Raw genomic sequence first — 12,395 nt, 5'->3', positions numbered from 1 at the left:
CGGTCAAGCCCTTGCTGCCCGGGCTGGCCCCGGCACCGGCCAACGGCGCCTGACCGGCCGGCGGGGGGGGCGCCCCGGTACCGGGGCGCCCCACCCGCCGTCGTTCGCGCTCCGGTCTCAGCCCGTCGCCTCGGCGACCCGGTCGGCGAGCGCCGCCAGTTCGTCCCGGCCGATCAGGCCGCCGGCGAAGTCGGCGACCACCTCCAGCGGGACGTTGTGCGCGGCCCGCCGCAACGTCGCGTCGTCCGCCAGCCGGCTGGTGAGGCCGGCGTTGGATCGGGCCAGTCGTTCCAGCAGCAGCGGGCCGCCGATCGGGTGGGCCAGCCACTCGCCCAGGGTGCTGCGCACGTCCAGTTCGGCGGTGTCCGCGTCGGCGGCGACGGCCAGTTCGGCGGACAGTCGCACGTCCCGCGAGGATGCGGCGGCCTCGATCCGGTAGGTACCGCCCTCGATCCGCCAACACCGGTCGCGCACGCTGAAGTAGGCCAGGTCGGCGCGGGGGAACTCGATCGTCACCTCGCGGCTCTCGCCCGGCTGGAGGCGGACCGAGGCGAACCCGCGCAGTTCGCGGATCGGGCGTTCCACCGGCGAGCCGGCGGGCGCCGCGGAGTAGATCTGTACCACCTCGCGGCCGGCCCGTTCGCCGGTGTTGGCGACGGTCACCCGGACCACGATCCCGGCGCCGTCGTCGGCGCCGGCCACGCTCAGCTCGCGATAGGCGAAGGTGGTGTACGACAGGCCGTGTCCGAACGGGAAGGCGACCTCGACGCGGGCCGCGTCGTAGCCCCGGTAGCCGACGAACACCCCCTCGCCGTACCGCACGTGGCCCTCCGCGCCGGGGAAGGTCAGGAAGCTGGGGGAGTCCTCCAGGCGCAGCGGGATGGTCTCGGCGAGCTTGCCGGAGGGGTTGACCGCGCCGAAGAGCACCCGGGCCAGGGCGCCGCCGCCGGCCTGGCCGAGCAGGAAACCCTCGACGAGCGCGGGCACCCGATCGTGCCAGGGCGCGGTGCGCACGATGCCGCCGTTGGAGAGCACCACCGCCACGCGCGGGTTGACCGCCAGGACCCGGTGGAGCAGGGCGAGTTGGTCGGCGGGCAGGTCGATGTGGTCGCGGTCGAAGCCCTCGGACTCGTCCTGTTGGGCGAGGCCGAGGAAGAGCACGACGGTGTCGCTCGCGGCGGCCAGGCGCACCGCCCGGTCGGCCACCTCGGTCGGGTCGGCGTCGGGTTCGGGGCCGTCGGCGAGCGGATAGCCGGGGGCGAACTCGACGTGGGCGCCGTCGGCGAGTTCGCGGATGTGGTCGAGCGGGATGTCCACCCGGGTGGGGGTGACCTGGGAGCTGCCGCCGCCCTGGAAGCGCGGGGTGCGGGCGAGTTCGCCGATCACCGCCACGGTGCCCGAGCCGGGGTCCAGGGGCAGCAGCGGACCCTCGTTGCGCAGCAGCACGATGCTGTGGTCGGCGACCTCGCCGGCGAGACGGTGGTGTTCGTCGTACGGCGCGGTCGAGCCGTCGCCGGCGGGCCGCGCGGCCCGGTGGGCGAAGTGCACGAGCCGTTCGACGGCCCGGTCGAGCACCGCCTCGTCGAGTTCGCCGGCGGTGACCGCGGCGACCACTTCGCGGTCGGTCCGGCCGCCGGTCGGCGGCATCTCCAGGTCGAGTCCGGCGCGCAGCGCGGCGACCCGGTTGCGCACGGCGCCCCAGTCGGACATCACCAGACCCTCGAAGCCCCACTCGGTGCGCAGGATGTCGGTGAGCAGCCGGGTGTTCTCGGACAGGGTCACGCCGTTGACGCCGTTGTACGCGCACATCACCGCCCACGGCTTGTCGCGGCGCACGATGCGTTCGAAGGCGCGCAGGTAGATCTCGCGCAGCGGACGTTCGTCGATGTCCGCGCTGACCCGCATGCGGTCGGTTTCCTGGTTGTTGGCCGCGTAGTGCTTGAGCGTCGCGCCGGTGCCGTTCTCCTGGAGGCCGCGGATCACCGCGCCGCCGAATTCGGCGGAGTGGGTCGGATCCTCGGCGAAGTACTCGAAGTTGCGCCCGCACAGCGGCGAACGCTTGATGTTGATGCCGGGGCCGAGCAGGACGCCGATGCCGTGTGCGGCGGCCTCGGCGGCGAGTGCGGCGCCGACGCGGTGCGCGAGGTCCAGGTCCCAACTGCTGCCCAGCGCGACGGCGGGCGGGAAGCACGTGGCGGGGGTGGCGGGGCGCAGGTCGAGTTGCCCGGGCTCGTGGTCGGGGTGCTGTAGGCGCAGCCCGTGCGGGCCGTCGGACATGGTGACCGACGGGATGCCCGCGTGTTCGATCGGCTTGGTGGTCATCTGGCCCAGGCCGCTGGTCAACGCGGCCTTGTCGGTCAGGGTGAGGTCGTGCGCGGCCATGGCGACTCCGATCGATGGGTCCCTGGGTGGCTCGGGCTGCTGCCCGCCACGAAAGCCGGCCGGCGATCGGTAAAAACCATATGGTGATCGGTTTTGATGGTCAAGGGTGCCCGACGTCGCCGAGGGGGAGTCGATCACCGGGCACGGGCCGGGCCACCGGGACCGGGCCGCCCGCGCGGCCCGGTCCCGGGCGGGCTATTCGACGGTGCGGATGGCGCCGGACGGGCACAGCCGGCCGGCCTGGCGGGCGCCGCGGTGCAGCGCGGCGGCCGGATCGGGGGTCAGGACGGTGACCAGGCCGTCGTCGTCCTGGTCGAAGACCTCGGGGGCGGTCAGTGCGCACAGGCCGGCGCCGACGCACACGGTGCGGTCGGCGGTGACGTGCAGGCCGGTCGCCTTCGCGTCGCTCACCAGGTGACCGGGAGTTCGTTGACGCCCTGGATCGTGGTGCCCGGGCGCAGCGTCAGTTGTTCGATCGGAACGGCCGTACGCAGGGTCGGAATGCGCTCGAACAGGGCGGTGAGGATGATCTCCAGTTCCAGGCGGGCCAGGTTCTGCCCCAGGCACTGGTGCACGCCGTAGCCGAAGGCGATGTGCTGGTGGGCCGAGCGGCGCACGTCGAAGGTGTCCGGGTCCTCGAACACCGAACCGTCGCGGTTGGCGATGGAGTTGGTGACGACCACCCCTTCGCCGGCCCGGATGAGCTGACCGTCGATCTCGATGTCGGCCGTGGCGAACCGGCCGCCCGCGAGGTCGGCGATGGCCAGGTAGCGCAGCAATTCCTCGACGGCGCCCGGCACGAGCGTGGGATCGGCGCGCAACGCGGCGTGTTGATCGGGGTGTTCGAGGAGGGTGATCACGCTGAGCGAGGTCATCGACGCGGTGGTCTCGTGACCGGCGACGAGCAGCAGGATCGCGGTCGAGATCAGCTCCTCCCGCTCGATCGCGCCGGTCGCGAGCTGTTCGGTGACCAGGGTGGACACCAGGCCCGGCCCGGGTTTCGCCTCGAAGGTGGTGACCAGTTCGTCCAGATAGCGTTCGAGCCGGTCGCGTGCGGCGAGGGCGTCCGCGCCGTCGGTGGCCTGGAGCAGTCGCCGGCTCGCGTCCTGGAAGAAGTCGTGGTCCGCGTAGGGGACGCCGAGCAGTCGACAGATCACCATCGAGGGCACCGGCAGGGCGAACAACTCGACCAGGTCGGCGGGCGGGCCCGCGGCCAACAGGTCGTCGATCGCGCCGTGCACGATGCGCTCGACGTCCGGGCGCATGCCCTTGATCCGCCGGACGGTGAACTCGGCGATGGTCATCCGCCGCCGGGGGCCGTGCTCGGGCGGGTCCAGGCTGATGAATCCCGGGTGCCGGTCGCTCAGCGCGCGTAAGCGGGGCGAGGTCGCCGGGAAGTGGGGGTGGGTGCGGTCGGAGGACAGGCGTGGGTCGGCCAGCAACCTGCGGGCCGTCTCGTGCCGGGTCACCACCCAGACCGGACGGCCGTCGTACAGGGTCACCCGCTGCAACGAACCCGGTTGGTCGCGCAGCCTGTTGTAGGAGTCGGGGAGTCGGTAGGGGCAGGTTCGGTTGCTCGGGTAGGTGGGAGCCTGTCCGGTTCGAAAGGTCGCAGCGGTCTCGTTCATCGATCCCCTCGCAGCCATCGCATGGATTGGGCATGGTTGGGCATGATCGGATTCGCCGATCGCATAGAGAACGAATGGTTCTCTGCTTGGGAGGCTAGGCTCCTCGATCAGGGAACGCAACGGTCTCTCCATGACTCAAGGGAGTCGAACTGTCACCCAAAGTCGGTCGGATCGCGGTCGAAGCGGCAATCGACCACCGCAAGGGGCCGCGTCGGCGCGGCGAGGAACTGGAGTCGGCCATCCTGACCGCGACCCTGGCGGAGCTGGTCGAGGTGGGCTACCCGGCCCTGACCATGGAGCGGGTGGCCGCGCGCGCCCGCACCGGCAAGGCCACGCTGTACCGCCGCTGGTCCGGTCGGGCCGAACTGGTCGTCGACGCGCTCAAGTTGCCCGGCGTGTCGGACGTCGACCCGCCCGACACCGGGGCGTTGCGCAGCGACATGATCACGCTCCTGGAGCGCATCTCCGCCAAACTGGCCGGTCCGCTCGGCGAGATCCTGCGCGGCCTGCTGGCCGAGACGGGTCGCGACGCCGAACTCGCCCGGCTGATCCACGCCCGCTTCCACACCGCCGGCCCCTCGTCGGTCCGGGCCATCCTGGAACGGGCGGTCGAGCGTGGCGAGATCGAGCCAACGATGCCGACCTCGCGCCGCGCCACGGTGGCGACCGACCTGCTGCGCAACGAGATCCTGCTGTTCGGGGCACCCGTCGACGACGCCGTCATCCGCGACATCGTGGACGACGTCTACCTGCCGCTGCTCCTGCGCCCGGCGCCGGGACACGGCCCCACACGGTAGCAACACCCGGACCGCTGCGGGAGGTTGCGTCGTCCGCTCATTCCCCGGAGGGAATTGTTCGGGTCGCGCGGCGGTCGCAGGATTGCTTTCACGGCCCGCCGCGAGCGACGGGTGAGCCGGTCATCATCGGAAGCAGGCACGAGGGCACACGACCGCGCCTCGTCGAGGAGTACGGGAGTAACCACCATGTCGGACACCACCACCACCACGACCCCGAGCACCGCCGAGGTCATCGCCCGGTTCAACGACGCGTTCACCACCCACGACCCGGCACTGCTGGTCGGTCTGGTCGCCGACGACTGCGTGATGGTGAGCGTGCAACCGGCCCCCGAGGGCACCCGCTACGAGGGCCTGGACGCATGCCTGGGGTTCTGGCAGGACCTGGCGGCGGACGCCGGTACCGACTTCGAGCCGCAGGACGTGTACGTGTTCGGGGATCGCGCGGTGATCAAGTGGCACGTGTCCTTCGGGGCCGGCCCGGTCAACGAGGTCTTCGGCGACGCACACGCGGACACCGCGTGGGTGGCGGGCGTCAACCTGATGCAGATCCGCGACGGACGCATCGTCGAGGCCCTGGGCTACAGCAAGTCCCCGTGACACGTGCACTGCGGGCACAATGCGCTCATGACCACCGTGACGCGCTACCTGACCCCGGCCGAGACGGCGGAACGATCCGGCTTCAGCCTGGACACCCTGCGCTACTACGAACGCATCGGCCTGCTCTCCGACGTGGACCGGGCGCCCAGCGGCCACCGCCGCTTCACCGAGGACGACCTGCAATGGCTCGGCATCCTGCGCTGCCTGCGCGACACCGGCATGCCGATCGCGGACATGCGGCGCTACGCCGAACTGGCGCGCACGGGGGACAAGGAGTCACTGGCCGAGCGGATAGCCCTGCTGGAACAACACGACACCGCCGTCGAGCGACAGATCGCGCTGTTGCGCACCCAGCAGGGACACCTGCGGGGCAAGATCGACTGGTACCGCTCCATCCTCCCGGACTGATCCCCCACGGCCGGGCGTCGATTGCCCCAATCATGGTGAAACGATCGGTAAAAGGCCGCCCGAATCGGAAATCCGCCTCTTCAATGGAACGCGGGCCGAGCCGTCCGCGCCCGGTCCGTGACCCGACCCGTCGAGACACGGGACAGGAGAGGATCACCATCACCGATCACAGCGAGGCCGCACACCTGCCGCCGACCGTCACCGCCGACCATGGGACGACACTGCTGGAGTACCGGCGCGCCCGTGGGCGACAGCACGTCCGGGACTGGTACGCCGGGCTGCGGATCAAGAAGTTTCCCGAGGATCTGCGCGTGTTCGAGCATGTGTTGTGGTCCGCCCGTGTGCAGGTGGTGGTGGAACTGGGCACCCATCTGGGCGGCTCGGCCCTGTGGTTCCGCGACCGGTTGCGTACCCAGGCCGGCTACGGGCGCGTCCCCGAGGCGATCCGGGTGATCTCGGTGGACCTCGACCAGGACCGCGCCGCCGGGCTGCTCCGGGCCGCCGATCCGGCCTTCGACCGGGAGATCACCCTGGTGGCCGGCGACGTCACCGACCCGGGGCTCGCCGACCGCGTCGCGGACCTGGTCCCGCCCGGTGCGCGTTGCCTGGTGGTCGAGGACACCCTGCACGAATACGCCACGACCATCGCCGCGCTGCGCAACTTCGCGCATCTGGTCCCGACGGGCGGGTTCTTCGTCGTCGAGGACGGCATCGTCGACGACCCGGACCTGTGCCCGCCCGGCATGCCGGGCGGCGTGTTGCCCGCCGTCGCCGACTGGCTGGCCGGCGAACAGGGCAGTGCCTTCACCACTCGGCGCGACCTGGAACTCTACGGCGTCACCAGCCACCCGCACGGGTGGCTGCAACGGACCGCGCACGCCTGCTGATCCGCCGCGGCGCCCCCGCTGCCGGTTGCCGGCCGGGTGCGCGCGGCGCGGCGGGCACGAACGGCATACCGCGACGGGTGGAGTCGGCGCGGGGTATACCGCCGGGGTTCGATCCGGTTGTCATCCGAGGGGGGAATGTCGAGCCGACGCCGGGTCCCTAACGTTGTGCTCGGCCGGGCGGCGTCGAAGGACGCCGGGCGGTGGCGCGGGGTGGTCGACGGGAGACGGAAGCGCGGTGCGGGCGGTAGGACGTGGACGCGGCGCGGGGTACGGGGGCTCGGGCGACGGGGGCTCGGTGCGGACCACCGGGATCCGTCCCGCCTTCCGTCGACCGTCGCGGGCCCGGCGTGAACGAGCCGGGCAGGAACGAACGGGTACCGCCCACCGGGCGGCGGAGCCGGAGGCCCAGTGTTCGGCGACAGGCCGCGCGGCTCGCGCCGGGAACGGCCCGGGCGTGGCCACGTCCGGGCGCTGATCCGGCGCCCGGCCCCGGGGGTGGTCGACGCGATCCTGGCGGTGGCGATGGCCGCCGGGGGGTGCGTGGCCGGGCAGCAGTTCCACCCCGACGGATGGGCGCGCTTCGACGCGACCGCGTACCTGCTGACCTGCGCCCTGGTGTTGCCACTCGCGCTGCGCCGGCGCGCTCCGGTACCGGTGCTGATCGCCTCCGGGTCGATCTACGTGGTGTACCTGGCCGCCGGCTACCAACCTTCGTTGAACTTCTGGGCGCCGGTGATCGCCCTGGTGACCGTGGCCGGCCTGCGGCCGCCGCGGAGCGCCGCCATGGGGGCCGGGTTCGTCGCCGTCGTGGTCGCCTACAGCGGGGTGCGGGGCAGGTTGGGGCTCGCGCTGGTGCTCGCCCAGGCCGTGCTCGTCCCGATGTTCGCGCTGGTGATCGGCGACGCCATCCGCAGACTCGCGCAGCGCAATCGACAACTGATCCTGCTGACCGCACGATTGGAACGCGAACAGGAGGAACGCGCCCGGCGGGCGATCGTCGACGAACGGGTCCGGATCGCCCGAGAGTTGCACGACGTGGTGGCACATCACATGTCGGTGATCACCGTGCAGGTGGGCCTGGCCTCGTACGTCTTCGACTCCGATCCCCGCGCGGCGCGCGCCGCGCTGGACGTGATCGGGGAGGTCGGGCGGGACGCGTTGGACGAGATGCGCCGGTTGTTGTCGCTGCTTCGGGTCGACTTCGACGAGGACGGCGGGGGCGCGGACCGGCGGGCCGACGGCGTCGACGGCGCCGCCGATCCGATGCCCGGGCTGGACCGACTCGCCGATCTGGCCGAGCGCATGGGCACGGTCGGGGTCACCGTCGCGCTGACCACCGAGGGCGTGCCGAGGCACCTGGCCCCCGGCCTCGAACTGTGCGTCTACCGCATCGTCCAGGAGGCGTTGACCAATGTGGTCAAGCACGCCGGGACGCCCCGCGCCGACGTCCGGATACGGCACCTGTCCGACCGGCTCTGCGTCAGCATCGCCAACGACGACGCGCGCGCCGACGCACCCCGACCGCAGGCCGGCCCGGGCACCGGCCACGGCCTGATCGGCATGCGGGAACGAGCCAAGATCCTCGGCGGCACGCTCACCGCCGGCCCATGCCCGGACGGCGGCTTCCGCGTGCACCTGACCCTGCCCCTGAGCACGTCGCCACCGCCGCCGGGCGGCTAGGATCTCCGATTTCCCCCGGCGGCGACCGTCGTGGGGTCAGACCCGGACCGCGGTGCCCGGGAGGGCGTCGAGGCACAGGACGCCGTCCTGCACCACGGGTACACCGCCGACCAGGACATGGGCGTAGCCGGTGGACGGGCGCGTGCTGTGCTCGTAGGTGGCCTGGTCGGTGACGGTGTCCGGGTCGAAGACGATCAGGTCCGCGTCGCAGCCGGCCTGCACCCGTCCCTTGCGCCGCATCGAGGGCACACTGTCCTGGAGGATGCGCGCGGGCCCGAAGCTGCTGCGCGCGACCGCGTCCATCAGGGTCAGCGCGCCCTGTTCGCGCACGTAGCGGCGCAGCACCTTCGAGAAGGTACCCGAGGTGCGCGGGTGGGTCATCGCGCTCGGCGGCAGCGGCCAGGCCATCGGGTCGGCCGGCCCGTTCGTCCAGGTCAACGGCATCGCGTCGGAGCCGACCACGCTGTCCGGATGCAGCAGGGCCCGGTCCACGAACGCGCGATCGTGCGGGTCGGTCTCGTCCAGGAAGTGCACGACGGCCAGGCCGCCCGGGTCCTTGGCGCGCAACTCGCGCAACCGCGCGGCATCGGCCGGGCGTTCGCCGGTGGGGGCGTAGACGATGTCGGAGGGTTTGATGTCGGCCCAGCCGAGGTTCTCGGGGGCGAGGAAGGCCGCGCCGATGGCCGTCATCCCGGCGCCGTAGGGGTAGACCTCGGTGGAGACCCGGCCGCCTTCGGCGCGTACGTCGTCCATCAGCCGCATCACCCGGTCGCTGTGCCGCAGCGACGTGGACTGCACGTGGCAGTAGTGCGCGTGCACACCGGTCTCGGCCGCCGCGCGGGCGATCTCCTCGGCGCCGTCGACGAGGGTGTGCTCGTCCTGCTCGACCAGGTTGCGGGCGTGCGTGTACGTCGGGCGGCCCGCATCCGCGGCCAACCGCGAGACCGCCAGGTATTCCTCGGGCTTGACCCGAGGCGCGTAGCCGACCACGATCCCGATCCCGAGCGCCCCGGCGGCGAGGTCCCGGCGCAGCAGTTCGAGCAGTTCGTCCACCTGGCGGTCGTCCGCCTCGCGCTGCCACGCGGTCGTGCCGAGCTGGGCGAGCGCGACGCCCATGCCACCACCGTGCGGAAGCCCGCCGACGGCCGTCATCCGGGCCTGGCACCAGGACGCGGAGAAGCCGTAGTTGAGTGGCCGGCCCTCGGCGCCCGCCTGCCGATAGCCCTCGTCGACCGGCGACAGGCCGGCTTCCAGGTCGAGCGCGGTGGTGACCCCGTCCAGGGCCTGGAGCCGGTGGCCGGCCACGTCGTGCGAATGGCTGTGCATGTCGATGAAGCCCGGGGCGACCACCAGACCTCGCGCGTCCAGTGTGCGCAGACCGGTCAGTGGCTCCCGGGAGACGGCGCTGATCGCGCCGGCGGTCACGCCCACGTCGGCGATCGCGTCGAACCCGGTTTCCGGATCGAGCACGCGACCGCCCCGCAGTACGAGGTCGTGGGTCCCGGACGGCACAGCGGCTGATGGCGTCATGACACGAGAGCGTAGGCACTGCGATGCCGCGGCGGATCCGTCCGGGCGACCGAAATCCCGGGCGCGTCTTCGTGTACTCCGACCAGCACATCGCGAGCCGGATCGCGATAGCGCGCGAGTGGGACCGGTCGTGGCGGGCCGGCTACCGCGCCGCGTCCAGTCGGGCGCGCTGGTCCGGGGACAGTTCCAGGTCCACCGCGGCCAGGTTCTCCGCCAACTGCTCGACCGAGGAGGCGCCGGCGAGCGGGACGATCGGCAACGGGCCGCCCGACTGCCAGGCCAGCACCACCTGGTTCACCGTGGCCCCGGTCTCCTTCGCCACCTCGCGCAGCACCGCCAACCGCGCGGGTGTGCCCGGGTGGTCGTAGTCCGGCGGCAGCGGCTTGTCCGCGCGTTCGTAGGCACCGCCCAACAGCGGCGAGTAGGCGACCAGGGTCAGCTCCGGCTCGGCCCGCAGGTAGCCGAGCAGGTCGGGGCCGGCGTGCCCGAGGCTGCCGTCCGGGAACAGCGCGCCGGGCATGTCGTAGCGGGGCCGCAGGTGGCTGTGCTGGTACTGCAACACCTCGTAGCCGGGCACCCCGGCCGCCGCCGCCAGCGCGCGGGCCCGCTCCACCCGCCACATCGCGTGGTTGCTCACGCCCAACAGCCCGACCGTGCCCTCCAGGACCAACTCGCCGAAACCCTCGACGGTTTCGCGCAGCGGCACGGTCCGGTCCTCGATGTGCGCGTAGAGCAGGTCGAGCCGATCCACGCCCAGTCGTTCGCGGCTGCGCTCGGCCGCCTCGCGGATCACCTTCGCGGACAGGCCCTCGGGGTTGTCGAGGAAGCCGGTGCCCGGTGCCAGTGGGGCGGCGCCGAGCTTGGTGGCGATCACGATCTCGTCGCCGACGCCGCGGCTGCGCCGCCAGCGCCCGAGCAGCGCCTCGCTCTGGCCGCCGACGCCGCCGTCCTCCCAGAACGCGTAGTTGTCGGAGGTGTCGATGAAGGTGCCACCGGCCTCGACGTAGTGGTCCAACACCGCGAAGGAGGTTCGCTCGTCGGTCCGGGTGCCGAAGAGCATCGCACCGAGCGCGAGCACGCTCACCTCGCGCCGGGTGCTCGGATCGCTGCCTATGGTGCGGTACTTCATGGGTTTTCCCTCCCGTTCCGGGGCCCGTCGTCTCGGGCCCGGAACGGGAGTCAACTACCTGGAGCGCACTCCAGGTCAACCCACGACGGCGAAACGCGCGGCGCCGGTGCGCTCGCCGCGCGCTTCGCGTCGTCGTACGGGCCTCCTTCGGTCGTCGGATTCGTCGGTCGGCACGCGTCGGGGGAGGTCAGCTCACGCGGAAGCCGTGCTGCCGGCCGAGGCGGGTCAGCGAGCTCTGGCCCGGGATGCCGTCGGCGTCGGTGCCGGAGAAGCCCAGCCGGCGCTGGTAGGCCGCGTACGCCCGGATCGTCGCGGTGCCGTAGGACCCGTCGACCAGGCCGGACGCGAGCAACCCCTCGGCCTGGAGCGCCTGTTCGACCAGCAGTACGTCGGTGCGATGCGCCGCGGCGCCCTGTGCCGCGGGCGGGTCGAGCCGGGCCGAGTCGATCACGTTCGCGAGGGCGACCGAGGGTCTCCCGGTGCTCGGCGCGCCGCCGCGCGGATCGTGCGGATCCGCGGTGGGTGGGCATCCGTCCGGAAAACGGGGCGCGAGATAGCCGGTCACCCGCGGATCGGTGCGGCGGAACGTGTGCGAGTACACGCCGTTGCCCTGGCCCGCGTCGCCACCGGTCGGGATGGTGTTGCCGCCCTTCGTGTAGACGTGCACGTCGTCGAAGCGCACCACGATCTCGGTGTGCGCCCCGTTGCCGAAGTCGACCCACGCGCCCCAACTCGGGTACTCCGACCACTGATTGCGAGCCCGCGCCCAGTCGGCGAACGCGGACACGTTGTCCACCTTGGGCACCAGGTGGGCGAGACCGACGTCGTTGTACATGCACCAGTCGAAGATGACGCACCACGGGACGCCGTCCTCGCCGAATTCTCGGCCCCACTTGGTGTGATTGTCGTACCCGTCCTGGGCGTCCCAGCCCTCGTAGACACCCTCGGGGACGGCTTGCAGATGTGCGATCAGGTCGTCCCATGTAGCCATGGACGCCCCCCATTTCACGTTTCACGCCGGGCGGAACGTATACACGACGGCCGAGGCGGGAGGCCCCGTTCCGGTGGGCCCGGCCGCACCTCGGGCGCGCCCCGCGACCGGCACGAGGCGCACAATGACGTCGATTCGGTCATACCCCGTGACCTGCGATGTGTACCGCGAGTGTATGTTCGATGACGATCAGTAGTCGGATCGTCGTATGATCACACCGGCCGTTGTCGAAGGGTTCCCGAATTCCTCCCAGAAATATGGGATTTCGCGGGTCCCGAGGTCGGCGCGAGGATGGCCGCAGCGCGTTTCGCGACCAGTGGACCGCGCGGCTCGCCCGCGGGGGGTGCCGAGCGTGCGGCCGAAGGG

The 12,395-nt window shown here is 72.0% G+C and carries 11 protein-coding genes; 5 read left to right on the top strand and 6 right to left on the bottom strand.

Annotated elements, in window-relative coordinates:
- Positions 1-117 precede the first annotated feature (117 nt).
- The 3 genes from ACH4U8_RS40875 to ACH4U8_RS40865 form a co-directional block, all read right to left on the bottom strand.
- Positions 118-2,382 (bottom strand): glycoside hydrolase family 3 C-terminal domain-containing protein, encoded by a 2,265-nt coding sequence (locus tag ACH4U8_RS40875; protein WP_395783269.1) that lies wholly within the window; start codon positions 2,380-2,382, stop codon positions 118-120.
- Between the two features lie 195 nt (positions 2,383-2,577).
- Positions 2,578-2,769, bottom strand: a complete 192-nt coding sequence (locus tag ACH4U8_RS40870) for a ferredoxin (RefSeq protein ID WP_395783420.1) — start codon at positions 2,767-2,769, stop codon at positions 2,578-2,580.
- A 20-nt stretch (positions 2,770-2,789) separates the two neighbouring features.
- Positions 2,790-4,010: a cytochrome P450 gene (locus tag ACH4U8_RS40865; protein ID WP_360322160.1), complete on the bottom strand. Its 1,221-nt coding sequence runs from the start codon at positions 4,008-4,010 to the stop codon at positions 2,790-2,792.
- A 149-nt stretch (positions 4,011-4,159) separates the two neighbouring features.
- Here ACH4U8_RS40865 and ACH4U8_RS40860 point away from each other — a divergent pair, with 149 nt between their 5' ends.
- From ACH4U8_RS40860 to ACH4U8_RS40840, 5 genes are all read left to right on the top strand, one after another.
- On the top strand, positions 4,160-4,807 hold the full coding sequence (locus ACH4U8_RS40860; protein WP_395783418.1) for a TetR/AcrR family transcriptional regulator: 648 nt from the start codon (positions 4,160-4,162) through the stop codon (positions 4,805-4,807).
- Between the two features lie 186 nt (positions 4,808-4,993).
- Positions 4,994-5,404 carry a nuclear transport factor 2 family protein gene (locus ACH4U8_RS40855; protein ID WP_395783267.1) on the top strand — a complete coding sequence of 137 codons (411 nt, stop codon included), beginning with the start codon at positions 4,994-4,996 and terminating at the stop codon, positions 5,402-5,404.
- Positions 5,405-5,431: 27 nt separating this feature from the next.
- On the top strand, positions 5,432-5,812 hold the full coding sequence (locus ACH4U8_RS40850; protein WP_360322166.1) for a MerR family transcriptional regulator: 381 nt from the start codon (positions 5,432-5,434) through the stop codon (positions 5,810-5,812).
- 83 nt (positions 5,813-5,895) lie between these two features.
- On the top strand, positions 5,896-6,699 hold the full coding sequence (locus ACH4U8_RS40845; protein WP_395783265.1) for a CmcI family methyltransferase: 804 nt from the start codon (positions 5,896-5,898) through the stop codon (positions 6,697-6,699).
- Positions 6,700-7,107: 408 nt separating this feature from the next.
- Positions 7,108-8,379: a sensor histidine kinase gene (locus ACH4U8_RS40840; protein ID WP_360322169.1), complete on the top strand. Its 1,272-nt coding sequence runs from the start codon at positions 7,108-7,110 to the stop codon at positions 8,377-8,379.
- 36 nt (positions 8,380-8,415) lie between these two features.
- On the opposite strand, the gene ACH4U8_RS40835 is transcribed toward ACH4U8_RS40840, so the two are convergent.
- The 3 genes from ACH4U8_RS40835 to ACH4U8_RS40825 form a co-directional block, all read right to left on the bottom strand.
- Complete coding sequence (locus ACH4U8_RS40835; RefSeq protein ID WP_360322172.1) at positions 8,416-9,909, bottom strand: amidohydrolase family protein; 1,494 nt, start codon at positions 9,907-9,909, stop codon at positions 8,416-8,418.
- A 142-nt stretch (positions 9,910-10,051) separates the two neighbouring features.
- Positions 10,052-11,038: an aldo/keto reductase gene (locus ACH4U8_RS40830; RefSeq protein WP_395783263.1), complete on the bottom strand. Its 987-nt coding sequence runs from the start codon at positions 11,036-11,038 to the stop codon at positions 10,052-10,054.
- Positions 11,039-11,225: 187 nt separating this feature from the next.
- The gene (locus ACH4U8_RS40825) at positions 11,226-12,029 is read right to left on the bottom strand and encodes a peptidoglycan-binding protein (RefSeq protein ID WP_360322178.1); all 804 of its coding nucleotides are present in this window, start codon (positions 12,027-12,029) and stop codon (positions 11,226-11,228) included.
- Positions 12,030-12,395 lie beyond the last annotated feature (366 nt).

Source organism: Embleya sp. NPDC020886, from assembly GCF_044333915.1.
Classification (GTDB): domain Bacteria; phylum Actinomycetota; class Actinomycetes; order Streptomycetales; family Streptomycetaceae; genus Embleya.
Note: the sequence above shows the minus strand (reverse complement) of the source record. Positions and strands in the feature narration are given on the sequence as shown.